This window comes from Massilia sp. Root133, from assembly GCF_001426525.1.
GTDB lineage: Bacteria > Pseudomonadota > Gammaproteobacteria > Burkholderiales > Burkholderiaceae_D > Telluria > Telluria orientalis.
In genome coordinates, this window is the sequence record NZ_LMEW01000003.1 from 127,715 (window position 1) to 144,528 (window position 16,814).

General features: G+C 65.5%; 13 protein-coding genes. 9 read left to right on the forward strand and 4 right to left on the reverse strand.

What is annotated here, in order from left to right:
* Positions 1-110: 110 nt before the first annotated feature.
* From ASD28_RS04380 to ASD28_RS04405, 6 genes are all read left to right on the forward strand, one after another.
* Positions 111-1,874 (forward strand): class I SAM-dependent methyltransferase, encoded by a 1,764-nt coding sequence (locus ASD28_RS04380; protein WP_056124550.1) that lies wholly within the window; start codon positions 111-113, stop codon positions 1,872-1,874.
* A gap of 10 nt (positions 1,875-1,884) precedes the next feature.
* Positions 1,885-2,433, forward strand: a complete 549-nt coding sequence (locus ASD28_RS04385; protein WP_056124553.1) for a DUF2726 domain-containing protein — start codon at positions 1,885-1,887, stop codon at positions 2,431-2,433.
* Between the two features lie 413 nt (positions 2,434-2,846).
* Positions 2,847-4,271: a DUF6861 domain-containing protein gene (locus ASD28_RS04390; RefSeq protein WP_156403691.1), complete on the forward strand. Its 1,425-nt coding sequence runs from the start codon at positions 2,847-2,849 to the stop codon at positions 4,269-4,271.
* Positions 4,272-4,285: 14 nt separating this feature from the next.
* On the forward strand, positions 4,286-4,891 hold the full coding sequence (locus ASD28_RS04395) for a GAD-like domain-containing protein (protein WP_056124767.1): 606 nt from the start codon (positions 4,286-4,288) through the stop codon (positions 4,889-4,891).
* Between the two features lie 83 nt (positions 4,892-4,974).
* Complete coding sequence (locus ASD28_RS04400) at positions 4,975-5,580, forward strand: GAD-like domain-containing protein (RefSeq protein ID WP_056124558.1); 606 nt, start codon at positions 4,975-4,977, stop codon at positions 5,578-5,580.
* Positions 5,581-5,663: 83 nt separating this feature from the next.
* On the forward strand, positions 5,664-6,269 hold the full coding sequence (locus ASD28_RS04405; protein ID WP_056124561.1) for a GAD-like domain-containing protein: 606 nt from the start codon (positions 5,664-5,666) through the stop codon (positions 6,267-6,269).
* Positions 6,270-6,631: 362 nt separating this feature from the next.
* On the opposite strand, the gene ASD28_RS04410 is transcribed toward ASD28_RS04405, so the two are convergent.
* Positions 6,632-7,933 carry a hypothetical protein gene (locus ASD28_RS04410; RefSeq protein ID WP_056124564.1) on the reverse strand — a complete coding sequence of 434 codons (1,302 nt, stop codon included), beginning with the start codon at positions 7,931-7,933 and terminating at the stop codon, positions 6,632-6,634.
* A gap of 67 nt (positions 7,934-8,000) precedes the next feature.
* The gene (locus ASD28_RS04415) at positions 8,001-9,035 is read right to left on the reverse strand and encodes a hypothetical protein (protein ID WP_056124567.1); all 1,035 of its coding nucleotides are present in this window, start codon (positions 9,033-9,035) and stop codon (positions 8,001-8,003) included.
* Positions 9,036-9,130: 95 nt separating this feature from the next.
* On the opposite strand from ASD28_RS04415, the gene ASD28_RS04420 reads away from it, so the two are divergent.
* Positions 9,131-10,240 carry a YafY family protein gene (locus ASD28_RS04420; RefSeq protein ID WP_056124570.1) on the forward strand — a complete coding sequence of 370 codons (1,110 nt, stop codon included), beginning with the start codon at positions 9,131-9,133 and terminating at the stop codon, positions 10,238-10,240.
* A gap of 64 nt (positions 10,241-10,304) precedes the next feature.
* On the opposite strand, the gene ASD28_RS04425 is transcribed toward ASD28_RS04420, so the two are convergent.
* Positions 10,305-11,045 (reverse strand): ABC transporter substrate-binding protein, encoded by a 741-nt coding sequence (locus tag ASD28_RS04425; protein WP_056124573.1) that lies wholly within the window; start codon positions 11,043-11,045, stop codon positions 10,305-10,307.
* Between the two features lie 222 nt (positions 11,046-11,267).
* Between ASD28_RS04425 and ASD28_RS04430 the strand changes: the two genes are divergently transcribed.
* A complete protein-coding gene (locus ASD28_RS04430; RefSeq protein WP_056124576.1) occupies positions 11,268-14,624 on the forward strand; it encodes an MHYT domain-containing protein in 3,357 nt (1,118 codons plus the stop codon).
* Entirely contained in the window at positions 14,621-15,649 is a 1,029-nt protein-coding gene (locus ASD28_RS04435; protein WP_056124578.1) for a two-component system response regulator, read from the forward strand. The genes ASD28_RS04430 and ASD28_RS04435 overlap by 4 nt, the downstream gene beginning before the upstream one ends.
* On the opposite strand, the gene ASD28_RS04440 is transcribed toward ASD28_RS04435, so the two are convergent.
* Complete coding sequence (locus ASD28_RS04440) at positions 15,650-16,801, reverse strand: glycosyltransferase family 4 protein (protein WP_056124582.1); 1,152 nt, start codon at positions 16,799-16,801, stop codon at positions 15,650-15,652. It abuts the gene before it with no gap.
* Between the last annotated feature and the right edge of the window lie 13 nt (positions 16,802-16,814).

The window sequence follows — 16,814 nt, forward strand, 5'->3', positions numbered from 1 at the left end:
GAATTTGTCCTGCCAACCTTGTCAAAGGTTGCCCATTTGAAACAAAAATATAGATATTGAACAGCTCCGCATTACAATAGCAATTAGCTCAACAGCAACGACAGCAGTCGATGTCCGCTATCCCCTATTACGAACAGCACGCAACTCGGCTGGTTACTCAGTACGAGTCGCTGTCTTTTGAGGACGTCCACGCGGACCTGATCGGCATACTGCCGGCGTCGGGAAGCACGGTCCTCGATATCGGCGCAGGTTCCGGCCGGGACGCGGCGTGGCTCGCGGCAAAGGGATACGACGTCGTGGCCGTCGAGCCATCCGAAGCCATGCTCGCCCACGCGCGCGCAAAACACACGTTGAGCCGGATCCAATGGCTGTCCGACAGCCTGCCTGACCTCGCGAACGTGCGCCGCCTCGGCTTGAGCTTCGACCTCATCCTGCTGTCCGCCGTCTGGATGCACATTCCTCCATCCGATCGGCAGCGTGCGTTGCGCAAGCTGGCGACGCTGCTGGCGCCGAAAGGACGTATCGCCATCAGCCTCCGGCTCGGCGCGCCCGACACCGAACGCGCGATGCACGAGGTCTCGCTGCCGGAACTGGCCGGCCTTGCCCAGCAATTCGGGCTGCGCATCGTCCACACCAGCGACAGCCAGGACAAGCTGGGGCGGAGCGAAGTGTCGTGGACGAACGTCGTGCTGGGGCTTCCCGACGACGGCCTGGGCGCCCTGCCCCTGCTGCGGCACCTGATCCTCGTGGACGAAAAGTCGTCGACGTACAAGATCGCGCTCCTGCGCGTGCTTGCCCGCAGCGCGGATACCGCTGCGGGACTGGCCCGCTACGACGCGGATTCCGTGGTCGTGCCGCTGGGTCTCGTATCGCTGTTCTGGCTGCGCATGTACAAGCCCCTGATCGAACACGCCCTGCCCCAGATGCCGCTCACGCGGCTCGGGACCGGCCCCGGTTTCGTCACCAACAGCTTCACCTCGCTGCGGCCCGTGACCGCGGTCGAACTGCGGATCGGCTCCGTGTTCAGCGACCAGACGGCGAAGCACCTGCACCAGAGTCTTTCCGAGATTTCGCAGGTAATCCGCAACATGCCCGCGAACTACCTGCGCTGGCCCGCGAGCGACAAACCGATCTTCGACGTCACGCGGCGCCGCATGGCATCGACGCCGTCCCCGCTGCAGATCGACGAAGCCTTCCTGTGGAGCCTCGGCGACTTCCGCATCCCGCTCGAGATCTGGCAGGCGCTCACGCATTACAACGTGTGGATCGAGCCCGTGCTCGTGTCGGAGTGGGTCAGGCTGATGGAGTCCTATTGCAACGACGGGCGACCGGACGTTCGCGCCCTCGCCCACTCGCTGCTCGCATGGGTGGATCCCGCGCGCGACACCGGCTTCGCGAGGGCGGCGGTCGACCGCATGCGCGCGGCCGGCAAGCCGGTGTACTGCGTCTGGTCCGGCGCGCGCCTGCGCGACGAGTACGACGTCGACCACTGCTTCCCGTTCGCCGCCTGGCCCTGCGGGGACGCATGGAACCTGATGCCGGCGTCACGCCAGGTCAACATCCAGAAGTCGAACCGGCTCGTCACCCAGGCCGCGCTGGAACGCGCCAGCGACACCATCAGCAGCTGGTGGAACGACGCCTTCCTGAGCCAGGGCGACGGTCTGAGGCGCCAGTTCTTCCTCGAGGCGTCGCAGACGCTGCCGATTCTCGTGGCCACGCCGGAGCCGGCCGACGTCATCGACGCGATGAAAGTCCATCGCATCAGGTTGAGCAAGGATCAGGGACTGCGTCCTTGGGAGCCGGCCAATACCTCCGATCGCAACCGGGCAGCGGCCGCAAGCCTCCCATCGATGCATCAACCGACTATCGAATGAGTTCGCACACATGAAAACTATCTTCGTCATCGTCATCCTTGCCGTTCTTCTAGCGGGAATCTTCGCAGTGCAGTTGAAGACGGCGAAGGGAAAAGGTCGCACCGGTGCGTACCGCCGCCGCAGATTCATGACCGATAACGAGGAGGAGTTCTTCGGCCGACTCGTCGTAGCACTTCCTGACCATTACATTTTTCCGCAGGTCGCGATGTCAGCCCTGCTCGACACGGCGAGTAGCGACAAGCGAACAGCCCATGGCGACCGATTGCGGATCGCCCAGCAGCGCGTCGATTACGTCGTCTGCACCCGACGCTGCGAGGTCGTCGCGGTCGTCGAACTGGACGACAAGACGCACTCGCGCGCAAAGGATGAACTGCGGGACGCGCGACTCGAACAGGCGGGCATACGGACTATCCGCTTCCAGGCGCGTAACAAGCCAAAGGTCGAGGCCATCCGGGCCATGATTCTCGGCCCCACGGTGACCGAGGCCGGCAAGGCTGCAACCGAACCTACCGGTCAGGGTGCCGTGCCTGCCGGCGCTACGTCACTCACACAGCAATAGTCCGCGCATGCGCCGGATTTCGTCATGACAAAATTTGTGGTTCGGGCTGCCGTGATGGCGGCCCTTCCATCATTGCGAACGACGGCGAACTCGCAGACACGCCCGACAGCTCCGATGTGATCCGGTAGTTCAACCATCGTCCCGACCGGGCATCGCTGCAAATGGACGACACGAATCAGGGCTCTTAGCCACCGTGCCGGCAGGCTTAAGGCCAGCGTCTATCGAGCGCGGGTAGTCAGGACAATCGGATAACATGCCGGGCGGTAACTCGACCGAGTCAGCGCCGTCGTCTGAGTGCGCGTCTGCGCCAAGGCCTGATGTCATGGCCGCCTCGGGAGGTTCTGTCGACGACAGCTGCGACTAGGGCGACGTGCAGTGAGCGGTGTCGGACGGTGTGCGCAAGGGGACTGGCGATGCAGGAAGTATCACGTGTCTGGAACGATCTGAAGCGAAAAGAAGACCAGTTGACGTGGAGCGGTGGCCATCCTGGTCACGGCGAACAGTACGACAGCATGGGACGGCCCGCCGGTACCTCGGCTCACCTGGGCGGCGCGTGGGGCTATGACCAGCTCGGCCGCGTAAATCGTGTGCGCAAGGCGCTGCACAACTCCGGGCCGCTGGCGCAGCGCATGATCGTCGAGCGCCTCGCTGGTATCGACTTGTCGATGATCGCCTCCATCCTTGTGTCGGCGTGCCAGGACCTGGCACTGATCTACGGTGGCTCGACCGTTATCGGTGGATTCATCGGCGGTGTCGGCGGCGCCTTCTTTGGTGGCATCGGTGCGGTGCCGGGCGCTGCCGCCGGCGCCGCCGCGGGCAGCTACGTCGGCGGTCTCATTTTGAGCGTGCTGGGCCTGAAGTCGCTGGTGGAAGGCATCGCAGAGGCGATACCGGCCGCGCTGCGGCACTACCAGAAAGGCATCGCGGAAGCATGGGGTCCCGAGCGGCAGGACGACCGCTTGCGCCTGGGCCTGGGTATGCGCGGCGACACCGCCGTGGCAGCGTTCGACCTCGCCAACGGCCACGTGATCGTGATGATGGCGATCCTGTCCGTCATGACGGCGTATATGTCGCGAGGGAAGGCTGACCGGGTGGTCCTGCTGAACGAAATCGAGCGCAGCCCCCGGCTTGGTCCGCGCGTCGCGGCCTGGGTTGAGCAGAACGAAGAGCGGCTACGTCGGCAACCGGCGCTGCAGGCGACTCATGGAGGCGCTGGCGGTCCGCACGGACCCGCGCAGGAGCCGCCGCCATCGCGGCCGCGTGACGGACGACGCGAGAGCGAGGGATCCCGCCCGCTCCTGATGCCGACGGCGAAGGTTCCGTGTTTCAAGACCAACGGCTTGCCGTCGACTCGCTTTCCTGAATTCGACCGCCAACTGGCCGGGCAGGAGACCGGGCTCAACGACATGACGGTGGCCGATTACCTCGATGGTCGCGACGCGTTCGAAACCCGCACGGTGGTGCGCAATCCGAATATGGCGCGCACGGCCCGTACAACCCATAAAGGCAAGCTGGAACGCAAGTTCTTCAACACACTGCGCAACCAGGGATTGTCTGGCCTCGAAGCGACGGCGAAGGCCGCCGAGATGGCGACCGACCAGATGAAAGTCCTCGCCGCACTGCATAATCCGGATATGGTCGCCGGCGGGAGGGACGTGATCGCCGGGTTTGGCGACCGCTCGATCAATTCGCGTATCGGAGCACAATGGAAGGCGTGGACTAAAGAGAACGGCGCGAGAACCACTCGACTGGCCGAGCTGGACAAAGCCGCCGAACGCGTACCCGAATCGCTGCGCACTACAATGAAAATGAACGCAAAACTTGAACGCTGCAAATGAGGATACCCCCAAACATGGATGAGGATTTCGCTCTTTTTCTAACGCATTTTGGACCACCGATTGACAGGCGTTACGTGCCACCCTCGACGATTGATCGTTACCGCGGCAAACTCCCTGACCAGTTGCTGGCATACTGGGAAGAGTATGGCTGGTGCGGCTATGCGGACGGGTTATTCTGGACCGTGAATCCCCAGGAGTACGAGCCAGCACTGGAGGCATGGATCGGCGAGACCCCGTTCATGGAGCAGGACGCCTACCACGTCATAGCACGCAGCGCTTTCGGCACCCTATACCTCTGGGGCGAAGAGACCGGAGACACACTCAGCGTGATGGCGCCGGCCTCGACCTGTTTCACCTCGCCTCCCGATGACGACATCGACCGCGATTTCCAAATGCGTTTGTTCTTTGGGGGGATGTCGCGCGGGGCCAATGATGTCGAGGGCCTGTTCGCGCCGGCGTTGCAACAGTTGGGGCGCCTCGCGCACGACGAAATGTACGGCTTCGTTCCGGCGCTCGCGCTCGGTGGCGCTCTAACGCTCTCCAACCTGCGCAAGGTCAAAGCAGTCGAGCACCTCGTCATCCTTGCACAGCTTGCGCCGCTTCACGTAACTGAAATCTGATCGGCGGGCGCCGTCCGGCCGCGTGACCGGCCTCAGTCCAGGCCTGCGATGGCGCAGCCGCTTCCCGCCAAAGGACGCTTGACATGGATGAAGATTTCGCCTGCTTCTTGGCAGAGTTTGGACCGGCGATCGATAGGCGCGACGTGCCGCCATCGACGATCGCACGCTATCGCGGCAAGCTGCCGGACCAGTTGTTGGCGTACTGGGACGAGTACGGCTGGTGTGGCTATGCGGATGGGTTGTTCTGGACCGTCGATCCTCAGGAATACGAGCCTGCGCTCGAAGCGTGGATCGGCGATACACCATTCATGGAACAGGACGCCTACCACGTCATCGCACGCAGCGCTTTCGGTAAGCTTTACCTCTGGGGCGAAGAGACCGGGGACACACTCAGCATATTCGCGCCAGCCTCGACCTGTTTCGCATCGCCTCCCGACAACGACATCGACCGCGATTTCGAAATGCGTTTGTTCTTTGGGGGAATGTCGCGCAAGGGCATTGACGTCGAGGGCCTGTTCGCGCCGGCCCTGCAGCATTTGGGGCGCCCCGCGCACGACGAAATGTACGGCTTCGTTCCGGCACTCGCGCTGGGCGGCGCTCTAACGCTCTCCAACCTGCGCAAGGTCAAGGCGGTCGAGCACCTCGTCCTCCTTGCACAGCTTGCGCCGCTTGACGTAACCGTAATGTGATCGGGCGGGTGCCGTCCGGCCGCGTGACCGGCCTCAGTCCAGGCCGTGATGGCGCAGCCGCTTCCCGCCAAAGGACCCTTGACATGGATGAAGATTTCGCCTGCTTCCTGGCAGAGTTTGGACCGGCGATCGATAGGCGCGACGTGCCGCCATCGACGATCGCACGCTATCGCGGCAAACTGCCGGACCAGTTGTTGGCGTACTGGGACGAGTACGGCTGGTGCGGCTATGCGGATGGGTTGTTCTGGACCGTTAATCCTCAGGAATACGAACCTGCGCTCGAAGCATGGATCGGCGATACGCCGTTCATGGAACGAGACGCGTATCACGTCATCGCCCGCAGTGCGTTCGGCACGCTTTACCTGTGGGGCGAGAAAACCGGCGACACGCTGCGTATCTTTGCGCCGGCGTCGTGCTGCTTTTCGTCTATGCCGGATGAAAGCATCGATCGCGACTTCGCCATGCGCGTGTTCTTCGGGGGATTGTGGCGCCACTTCAATGACGTCGAAGGCTTGTTCGCACCCGCATTGCAAAAGCTGGGACGCCTTGCACACGACGACATGTACGGCTTCGTTCCGGCGCCCGCGCTCGGTGGAACGCTAACGCTCGCTCACCTGCAAAAGGTCAAGGCGGTCGAGCACCTTGCCTTCATCGCGCAGCTCGCGCCGCTCCACGTGATCGAAGTCTGATCGGCAATAGCTGGCGCAACGTCAGCCTTTCCTCGCCTCGAAACGACAGTGAACCAAGATTCACGACAAAGGTCAAAGTGATCAGCGGGATTCCGCGTTAGAAAACCGCATCCATACCCTAAACGGTTGAGCATCCATGGGTGTATCCATGCCACAGCCGAGCCCGCCACGAAAACCCAGCAGCCACGCGCCTTCCAGCGAACTCATCGATTCCGGCCAGGCACCACCTACTCATCCGTAGTAGTCCCGCAAATTCCAAGAAACCGCGCTTCTCCCCCCTGGGGAACGCGGTTTTTTTGTGCGCCGAAGTCTGAGCCGGCAGTCCGCTCCTGATTGCCCGGCGCCCGCCGGATTCACTGCGTTCAGAGAAACCGCAGGCGGATCGGGTACACGCCAGTGATGGATTCCACGCAGCCTTCGGCGACCAGAATCGGCGCCAGCACGGACGCCAGCCTGCGCGACTTGGCCGGGTAGTGTTGATTGATCCAGTAGCCAAGCGTGCCGGGCTCGACATCGCCGGTCATGTTGGCACCGAGACCAGCTTCCTCGCCCGCTGGAAAATCGTTCAGCAAATCTTGCAGGAAGTCACTGTCGATGGTGAACGGCGTCTCGCTCCAGACGCCCGAAAATCCGATGTGGACGTTGCCCGCGTAGCTGATGTTGGGTGTCTTGCCGTTCAGCGTGCTGATCAGCGTGCGCGGCAAACCCGCATGATCGCGCCTGAGCCGTGCCGCCCCCGCCCGCTGGATGTGCTTGCGTTGCCGCTCGTCGATGCCAGCCCCCGGCGCGTTCTCCTTCAGGCAGCTGACGTCGTAGCCGATCATGAACAGGCTCGCTTCGAACGCATGCATGCGGTCTTTTGCCGCCTCTGCCGCGAACAGCCCGGGCGCTTTCTCCGACACCGCGGCCATCAGCCAGCCAAGCCGGATCTTTGCGCTGCACCAGTCGGCGGCCGTCGCGGCGGCGGCGGCGGGTGCGTACGACAGCACGCCGGGGCTCTGCGCATCCGCGAACAGGCTGTGCACGGAGCGGTCGGACGGTGTCGCCGGAAAGGCCAGTTCGGATGGCAGCGGTGCGCCTGCCTTGCCCTGCGAGCGGCGCCACAACTCGACGAGCGCAGCGATCGCCGCCGCGACCCGCGAATCGTAAATCGGCAATCCGTCGTGCGATGCGAGCGCGTGGACCTTGGTCAGCATCGAGTTCATCTTCACAGCCTGCGGCCGACTGGCGTCAACGACGGCGACGTCGAGCGCGAATGCGCGGCTTGATGTGCCCAGGTATTCCGCCAGCTTTCCCTCCGCATGCAACGCTTTCAGGAACGGCATGGCGCCTTTTGCATCGTTACGGTTACCACCCCACGCGAGGACGCGGCGGCAGACGTCCAGCACCTCGTCCTCGTTGCGGCCGGCGATGGCCCGCTTCAACGCATCGCCCAGTTCGTGCAGATAATCCCGCGTTTCCTGCCAGTTGCCTGTTTCGCTGCCCTTCGTTCGCCAGCGGTAATGCCGCAGCAAGTCCAGTCCAGAAACGTCCGTACGGATGCCACCCGGGACGAAGCGCGACGATTTGATGTCGAGCCGGATCGACAGGCTACGATAGTGTTCAGCCAGCCAGTCCGTGAATGCGGCGACGTCCGACGACGCGATAAATGCGTTTCTGTTCATGCGATAAACTTTCTTTAAAGAAACTTTGATCCGAATTATAGCAATGCGGGTCAAGCGCGCGTTTCGGTCAAAAATAACGCCAGCGTTCGTCGTCGAACCTGGCGCCCGGGGGCACGAGGCCGGCGTCGATCAATGCGCGGAAGAGCAGCGTCTTGAGTTCATCCGCACCGGCCGCGGTATATTCGCCGTTGTGATGCGATTGCGCGGGAATGAAGCGCGCCGGCCGCTTCGCCGGATCTTCTTCCGTGATGTCGACGGTTACGTGGATGATCAGCCCCGGCGTCCCGTCCGCCGGCCGGATCCCGCGCGTGCCGATTGTCGCGAACGTATGGTCGCGGCTGACGTACACGGCCAGGCCACCCGGCGGATCCCTGACCGGTTCATGCTCCTCGTGCAGGGTTCTGGCGCTGTAGAAGAAACCCATGGATGCGGGCCCAGGCGTCGAACGGGGATGCAGCAGGGCGCCCACCGAAGGACAGCGCTGGACGAAATACCCGCCGAGTGCGGCGTACACCTGGTTCAGAGCCGTCTGCACCTGCCGGATGGTTCGGTCATTCAACGTGCGCGCGTACGCCGGCGCCAGCTCGAACTGCTGCTGTTCGATGGCGGCCTCGTCCCCGCCCCACCGGGCCGGATGTGGATCGATGGGCAGAACGGTGCGCGCCAGCGTGCGTCCATCCGGCGCGACGCATCCCGACCGGTAGTGCGCCTGCACGCCGCGGTACCACTGGCTCTCCGGCGCGAAATGGCGGTCCACGATTTGTACCAGCGTTGGATTGGCGGGGATCACGAGCCGGTCGCGCACGACGTCCGCGAGTAGCGCCCCCGTCGTGCGCACGTGTCCGTCGACGCGGGCGAAGCACGCATTCGCATCCGCGATCCTGTCCGCATCGACCGTGTCGTCGGCGTGGATAAACCCGCGCGCGAGATGCCCGGCCAGCCGGTTGACTTCACGGCAAAGTCCGTCGACTTCGACATACACGCGGTAATACACTGGCCAGTGCCGGACGATCACGTGCGGACCGGTAAACATGCCGAACACCAGGTTGCCCAGCTCCGTCAGTTCGCGCAACAGGTGTGGCGCGCTCGTCGTCTGCTTCAATGCGTTCTCCTTTCGATATCCGATTCCCGCGGCTTGTTGCCCGGCACCGGTACCGATATAGTGCGACGGATTAGCGACAAAATACGTCGGGAACCATGCCCAGAGATTCCACCGAACGACAGCTGGCCCGCAGGCTGGCGATCATCGACCTGTTGCCCCTTCTGCCCGAGCACGGTACCGGACAGGGGGCGACAGTCGACCAGCTCATCAACAGGCTGGGAGACACCTTCGCGGTGGATCGGCGCACGTTCGAACGTGACCTGCGGGACCTCGCCGACCCGCAGGGTCCGTGGCGGCGACAGTTCGGCCTCGAGGTGGAGTCCCGTCCCAGCGCGGACGACGGCAGGGTCAACGAATGGTTCACGACCGCGCACAGCAAGATCCCTCTGTTCAAATCGGTGACGGCCGTCGACGCGCTGGTGGCCAGCTTCGCCCGCCAGGAACTGGGGCCGTTCCTGCCGCGCGACGCGCGCCGGGCGCTGGACGAGCAGGTCGCGACGATCGAACGGAAACAGCGGCATCTGCACCAGACCGACGCGCATCGGCAAGTCATCGCCTACCAGGACAAGATCCGCCGCCTGCCGGACGGCCGGCCGATGGGACCTGGCAAGGTGGCTCAGGCGCATCTGCAGACCGTCAACGACGCCTTGATGAAGCATCTGATGCTGCGTCTCGTCTATCGCGCGGCCAGGTCCGAGGTGAACAAGACGCATCGCGTGTATCCCGTCGGCCTCGTGATTCATGATCGTACGCTGCGCCTGCTGGCTGTCGACGAGGCCGAGGTCACCCTGGATCCAGCGGCGATGACGGTCAAGAGTTTCCACCTTCACCGCATGCGGGAAGTAGCCCTGGGCGATCCGGTCGCGCGCAACATCAGGGTGCCCACGTTGGACGAGGCGCTCGCGCGCGGCACGCTGGAGATGTGGTCGAAGGGCCGTATCACCCTTCACCTGCGCTTCGCCGGCGGCGAGAACGCGGACGTCTTCGCGCGTACACTGGAAGAGATGCCGTTGTCCGACGACCAAACCATCTTCCTCAACATGGCCGGACAGCGGGAATTGATGGCCACCGTGACCAATACGTCGACGCTGCGTCGCATGTTGCAAAGCATGGCCCGCGAAGCCAAGGTGCTGGCGCCAGCCGATCTCAAACAGGAGATGTGCGCCTTCCTGGCCGAGGCGCTCGCCTTGCAACAGGGCGACTGACGGAACGGCCAGACAGCCTTGACCGGCACGCCGATCGCCTGCCCGATCCCGGTCGCATGAACGGTCAGCGCGACTTCACGCCCCAGCCGTCGTACTTGTGCACGATCGCGCTCGAGGTCCCGTCGCGCTCCATGGCTTCCAGGGAACCGTTCATGCGCGCGACGAGCGCATCCGGCACGGCGCGGTTGCAGGCCAGGTAGACGCGGATGCGGTTGAACACGAGGACCGGGACCACCTTGCCCGCGTAGCCCAGGCGGTCGAGCGTGAGGCTGCCGCGGCGGATGCTGGCGGCCCACAGGTCGATGCGGTCCATCATGAGCTTGCGGGGATTGATCAGGTCGTTCGGCGCGGGGTCGACGTTGAAGCCGCGCGCGCGCAGGAACTGGTCGCGCGCGTCGCCGTTGTAGGTGCCCACGCGGTAGGCGCGCGCGTCGTCCAGGGTGCGCACGTCGAAACGGCGGTCGGCGCGGCCCATCAGGACCCACTCGGCCTCGCCGATCGGTCCGATCCATTTGAAATGCGATTCGCGCTCCGGCGTGCGCGTGGTCGAATAGACGCAGGCGTCCTTGCGTTCCAGCGCGGCCGTGTAGGCGCGCTTCCAGGGCAGCAGGTCGATCGAATAGGCGATGCCGGAGCGGACCATGATCTCGCGCACCATGTCGGTACCGATCCCCGTCACGCGGTCGCCTTCGCGCATGCTGTACGGTGCCGAGGTCTCGGTGGTCAGGTACAGCCGCGGCGCCGGCTCCGCCCGCGCCCACGTGCAGGCTACCGCCAGCAATGCGGCAAGAACTGTCGTTTTCATACGTTCGCACCCAGTGCGGGCGTCCCCGGCGGACAACCCGTTTAACTAGCATAGCAGCAACATCGCGCACGCGGCAACGCATAACAAGCCGGCAATGTTGACCACTCACCGGTAGCGTATTTGCGACATTTTGCCGAGTCAGTTGGCGTTAAATTCTTCCAAGCAAGACTTTCAGTGGTGAAAGTGCCATACTTTGGCCATTCTCACCAAAAATCACACGCCATGCTGTCCGTGTTCACGCTTCCTTCCGACCCGTCGCTGCTCAGCTACGGGCTGTACACGCCGAAGCTCGTCGCGTTGTCCATCCTCGTCGCCATCTTCGCATCCTGGATGGGCCTGCAAATCGCCGGCCAGGCCGCCGCCAACCGCGCCCAGCGCTGGATCATCCTCGGCACGGGCAGCCTTGCGCTCGGCGCCGGCGTGTGGGCCATGCACTTCATCGGCATGCTCGCGTTCGACCTGTGCACGGAGGTCGACTACGATCCGTCCGCCACCATCCTCTCCAGCCTGCCGAGCATCGGCGCCTCGTTCGTGGCGCTGACCCTGATCGCGCGCGAGCGCCTGGGCGGCTGGGGCCTGCTGGCCGGCGGCGTGATCGTCGGCGCGGGCATCGGCGTGATGCACTACGCGGGCATGACCGGCATGCAGATGGGCCTGGAACTGCGCTACGACCCGTTCATGTTCGGCCTGTCGATCGTCGTCGCCGTCGTGCTGGCGACGCTGGCGCTGTGGGTGCGCTTCGGCCTGTCCAGCCTGTCGCACCGGCTGAGCGAACAGCGCCGCCTGCTCCTGGCCGCCATCGTGATGGGCTGTGCCATCGCCGGCATGCATTACACGGGCATGGCCGCGGCGCGCTTCGTCGGCCACACGGTGACGCCGGCGACCCACAAGACCAGCACCTTCCTCGCACTGGCGATCACGCTGATCACCGTCGCGTTCACCGTCTTCGTGCTGGCCGCCAACGGCCTGCTGCGCTACCGCCAGATGTTTCGCGAACTGTCGCGCAGCGAGGCGTGGATGCGGGCACTGCTCACCACCACCGTCGACGGCGTGATCACGGTCGACCGCCAGGGCACCATCCGCGAGTTCAATGCCTCGGCCGAGCGCATCTTCGGCTGGCGCCGCGACGAGATCGTCGGCCACAACATCCGCCTCGTGATCGGCAACGAAACCGCGTCCGAGGAAGTCGGCCTGCTGCACTCGCTGCGCATGGGCCAGATCAGCCCCAGCGCGCGCGGCGCCGAGGTGACGGGCCGCCGCAAGGACGGCAGCATCGTGCCGATCCGGCGCGCCCTCGGCCATGCGCGCCTGGACGGGCAGGACCTGTTCGTCTGCTTCATCACCGACATCACCGACCGGCGCAAGATGGAGCAGGCGCTGCGCGCCAGCGAGCAGCAGTTCCGTTCGCTGATCGGCAATATTCCCGGGATCTCGTACCGCAGCAGCCTGATCGAAGGCGAGGCGCCGATGCTGTTCATCAGCGACGCCGTCGAGCGCATCACCGGCTATCCGGGCCGCGACTTCCTGGGCGCCACGCCGCGCCGCACGTTCGCGCCGCTGATCCATGCGGCCGACCGCGTGCGCGTGTCGGAAACGATCGCCACCGCGCTGCGCGAGGACCGGCCGTACCTCGTCGAATACCGTTTATTGCATGCGGACGGCAGCACCCGCTGGATGTGGGAAAACGGCACCGGCGTGCGCAACGAGGCGGGCGAGCTGTGCTGGCTGGACGGCGTCATCCTCGACATCACGGAGCGGCGCGAGATGGAAGACGCGCTGCGCGTGGCGAAGGAAAACGCCGAACAGGCGGCCGCGGCGCGCGCGAGCTTCGTCGCCAACATGAGTCACGAGATCCGCACGCCGATGAATGCCATCCTCGGCTTCACCGACGTGCTGCTGGACGGCGAGCTGAACGTCGACCAGCGCCGCCACCTGGACACGATCCGCAGCTCGGGCCGCGCCCTGCTGCGCCTCCTCAACGAGATCCTCGACACCGCCAAGCTGGAAAAAGGCGCGGTGGAGCTGGAACATAACGACTACAACCTGCTGTCGCTGATCGACGAGCTGTCGTCGACGCTGGCCGCGAACGCGCGCGCCAAGGGCCTGCACGTCGACATCCATTACGATCCGGCGCTGCCGACCTGCCTGCGCGGCGACGAGCTGCGCGTGCGCCAGGTGCTCACCAACCTGCTCGACAACGCGATCAAGTTCACGGAACAGGGCAGCGTCACCCTGCGCGCCGACCTGAAGGACGAACACCTGCACTTCACGGTCAGCGACACCGGCATCGGCATCGCGCCAGAGCGCCTGGCCGCCATCTTCGAACCGTTCACCCAGGCCGACGCGTCGATGACGCGGCGCTTCGGCGGCACGGGCCTCGGCACGACGATCTGCAAGCAGCTCGTCGAGCTGATGGGCGGCCGCATCTGGGCCGAGAGCGAACCGGGCCGGGGCACGACCTTCCATGTCGTGCTGCCGCTCGCACTGGCGCGCTTCGCCCCGCAGCAGCCGCGGGTGCGCACGGCCGCCGCGCTGCCGCCGCTGCGCGTGCTGGTGGCGGACGACGTGCCGCAGAACCAGGAACTGCTGCAGCTGCTGCTGGCGCGCCGCGGCCACACGATGACGGCCGTCGGCGACGGCGCCGCCGTCGTCGAGATCGCGGCCCGCGAGCGCTTCGACGTCATCCTGATGGATTTCCAGATGCCGACGCTGGACGGTCTCACTGCCACGCGCATGATCCGCGAACAGGAAGCCGCCACCGGCCGGGCGCGCGTGCCGGTCATCGCCATGACCGCCAGCGTGCTGGCCGAGCACCGCCGCGCCAGCGCCGAGGCGGGCATGGATGGCTTCGCGAGCAAGCCGGTCGACTGGTTCGCGCTGTCGCACGAGATCGCGCGCGTGCTGGGCCTTGGCCCCGGCCACCACGCGGACGACCTGCCGGCGCAGGAACGCCAGACCCTCAATCGTCACGCCGGCCTGCGCCGCTGGAGCGACAAGGAAGACGCGTGGCTGGAAGCCCTCGCCCACTTCGCCGCCCAGCACGACGGCCTCGGCGCCACGCTCGCGGCCCACGCCACGGCGGCCGACTACCGCGCGCTGCGCATGCACGCGCACAAGGTGCGCGGCATCGCCGCCAACCTCGGCCTGGAACTGCTGGCCGATGCGCTCGCCAAGCTGGAAGGCCTCGTCGACGGCGACAGCGGCAAGCTGTATCCGGCCGCCGAGTCCACGCTGGAAGCGTCGCTGGAGGACCTGCGCGGCCTGCTCGACACCGCGCTGGACGCGATCCGCGCCGCCCTGCCGAAGCCGGCCGCCGCCAAGCCGCAGGCGGCCCGCCCCGTGGCCGACCTGGACCGCGCGCGCCGCGCCGGCAACGTGCTGCGCGATGCGCTCAAGCGCGGCGGCCTGGACGACGCCGCGCTGGCGGGCCTCGCCGCCGCCACGAGCGGCCATCCGCTCGCCTCCCGCGTCGCGCAAGTCCACGCCGCCATTTCCGATTTCGACTTCGACCTCGCCCTGCAACAACTTGACACCGTGCTGGCCGCCATCGACGAGCCGACACAGGAGACCATCGAATGACCACCGTCAACCAACCGCTGATCCTCGCGGTCGACGACGAGGCCAGCAACCTCCAGCTGCTGCGCCAGATCCTGCAAGACCACTTCCGCCTGCGCTTCGCCAAGGACGGCCCGCGCGCGCTCGAACTGGCGCGCGAAGAGACGCCCGACCTGATCCTGCTCGACGTGATGATGCCCGGCATGAGCGGCTACGAAGTGTGCGCCGCCCTCAAGGCCGATCCGGCGCTGGCCGCCGTCCCCGTCATCTTCGTCACCGCACTGAACGACACGAGCGACGAGGTGGAAGGCTTCGAGGCCGGCGCCGTCGACTACATCACCAAGCCCGTCAGCCCGCCGATCGTGCGCGCACGCGTGCGCACCCACCTGTCGCTCGTGCGCATGGAAGAACTGCGCGCGTCGCGCCTGGAGATCGTCCAGCGCCTCGGCCTGGCCGCCGAATACAAGGACAACGAGACGGGCCTGCACGTCATCCGCATGAGCCATTTCGCGCGCATCCTGGGCCTCGCGGCCGGCATGACGGAAGCGGAAGTGGACGACCTGCTGCACGCCGCGCCCATGCACGACGTCGGCAAGATCGGCATTCCCGACCGCGTGCTGCTGAAACCCGGACCGCTCGATCCGGACGAATGGAAGATCATGCAGAGCCACGCGCAGATCGGCGCCGAGATCATCGGCCACCACGACCATGGCGTGCTGGCTCTGGCGCGCAACATCGCCCTCACGCACCACGAGAAATGGGACGGCAGCGGTTATCCGAACGGACTGGCCGGCAAGGACATTCCGCTCGAAGGCCGCATCTGCGCCATCGCCGACGTGTTCGACGCGTTGACGTCGATCCGGCCGTACAAGAAGGCGTGGACGGAACAGGAGGCGCTCGACTTCCTCGTCAAGCAGAAGGGCAAGCACTTCGACCCGGAGCTGGTCGACCTGTTCCTCGCGCAGATGCCGGCCATCCGCGCGATCCGCGAGCGGTGGGCGGAGCAGGAAGTGGAACCCGCGGCAGCGCCGATGCAGGCGGCGGCGTAATCAGCCGAGGCGTGGCGCGGCCGCGAGCCGCACTTCCGCCCGGCGCGCCACCAGTTCCTGGTACAGGCGCGCATAGTTGTCGGCCATCTGCGCCGACGTGAACAGCTGCCAGTAGCGCGCCTCCGCGCGCTGGCCCATCTCCTGCGCCATCTGCGGATCGTGCCACAGCCGCGTCATCGCGGCGCGCAGCGCCTCGTGGTCGGACGGCGGCACGACCAGGCCGGTCTCGCCGTGCACGTTGATGTACGTGGTGCCCGTGCCGATCTCGCTGGAGATCATCGGCTTGCCGTACATCGCGCCTTCCAGCAGCGAGATGCCGAAGGCTTCCGAGCGCAGGTGCGACGGGAAGGCGACGGCGTAGCAGAGCTTGAGCAGCGCCGCCTTGTCGAGGTCGTCCACGGCGCCGACGAACTGCACGCGCTTCAGGCCCAGGCGCTCGGCGTGCGCCTTCAGTTCCGCCTCGATCGGCCCCGCACCGACGATCACGACGGGGTAGTCCGTGCCGGCCACGGCGTCGAGCAGGATGTGCAGCCCCTTGTAGTAGCGCAGCACGCCCACGAACAGGAAGAATTTCGGGCCCACCCGCGCGCGCCAGTGGTCCAGGCGGGCCTGGTCCGGTTCCGGGTAGCCGGATTTGTCGAGGCCGAACGTGATCACGCGCGTCTTGTCGCGGTAGCGGTCGAGCACGGCCGACGACGCCAGGTAGTTGGGCGACGTCGCGACGATCGTGTCGACGCTTTCCAGGAACCGGTGCTTCAGGGGCTGGTACAGCTTCAGCAGCGCTTTCTGGCGCACGATGTCGGAGTGATACGTGACGACGGTCGGCTTGTCGATGCGGGCGATGAAGTGCGCCAGGTCCATGAACGGCCACGGGAAGTGGTAGTGCACGACGTCGGCTTCCGCCGCCATGCGCGCCAGCTTGCCGATCGCCTGCACCGACACCGCGTTCGACGCCACCTCGAAGTTCAGCGGCACGCGGTGCACCGTATGGCCTTCGTAGTCGAACGGTTCCAGGCGCCGGTCGCGCGACAGCGACAACACCTGGTTCGTGATGCCCAAACGCCCTGTTCCCACGCACATCTGACGGATGACCTGTTCGACACCGCCGACCGAATCGGGGAAATAGGTCTTGTAGAAGTGCAGGACACGCATGGGCTGGGACATG

Coding starts and splice junctions, on each gene's coding strand:
- ASD28_RS04380 (WP_056124550.1), top strand. CDS start 111: ATGTCCGCTATCCCCTATTACGAACAGCACGCAACTCGGCTGGTTACT.
- ASD28_RS04385 (WP_056124553.1), top strand. CDS start 1,885: ATGAAAACTATCTTCGTCATCGTCATCCTTGCCGTTCTTCTAGCGGGA.
- ASD28_RS04405 (WP_056124561.1), top strand. CDS start 5,664: ATGGATGAAGATTTCGCCTGCTTCCTGGCAGAGTTTGGACCGGCGATC.
- ASD28_RS04400 (WP_056124558.1), top strand. CDS start 4,975: ATGGATGAAGATTTCGCCTGCTTCTTGGCAGAGTTTGGACCGGCGATC.
- ASD28_RS04390 (WP_156403691.1), top strand. CDS start 2,847: ATGCAGGAAGTATCACGTGTCTGGAACGATCTGAAGCGAAAAGAAGAC.
- ASD28_RS04440 (WP_056124582.1), bottom strand. CDS start 16,801: ATGCGTGTCCTGCACTTCTACAAGACCTATTTCCCCGATTCGGTCGGC.
- ASD28_RS04430 (WP_056124576.1), top strand. CDS start 11,268: ATGCTGTCCGTGTTCACGCTTCCTTCCGACCCGTCGCTGCTCAGCTAC.
- ASD28_RS04435 (WP_056124578.1), top strand. CDS start 14,621: ATGACCACCGTCAACCAACCGCTGATCCTCGCGGTCGACGACGAGGCC.
- ASD28_RS04425 (WP_056124573.1), bottom strand. CDS start 11,045: ATGAAAACGACAGTTCTTGCCGCATTGCTGGCGGTAGCCTGCACGTGG.
- ASD28_RS04395 (WP_056124767.1), top strand. CDS start 4,286: ATGGATGAGGATTTCGCTCTTTTTCTAACGCATTTTGGACCACCGATT.
- ASD28_RS04410 (WP_056124564.1), bottom strand. CDS start 7,933: ATGAACAGAAACGCATTTATCGCGTCGTCGGACGTCGCCGCATTCACG.
- ASD28_RS04420 (WP_056124570.1), top strand. CDS start 9,131: ATGCCCAGAGATTCCACCGAACGACAGCTGGCCCGCAGGCTGGCGATC.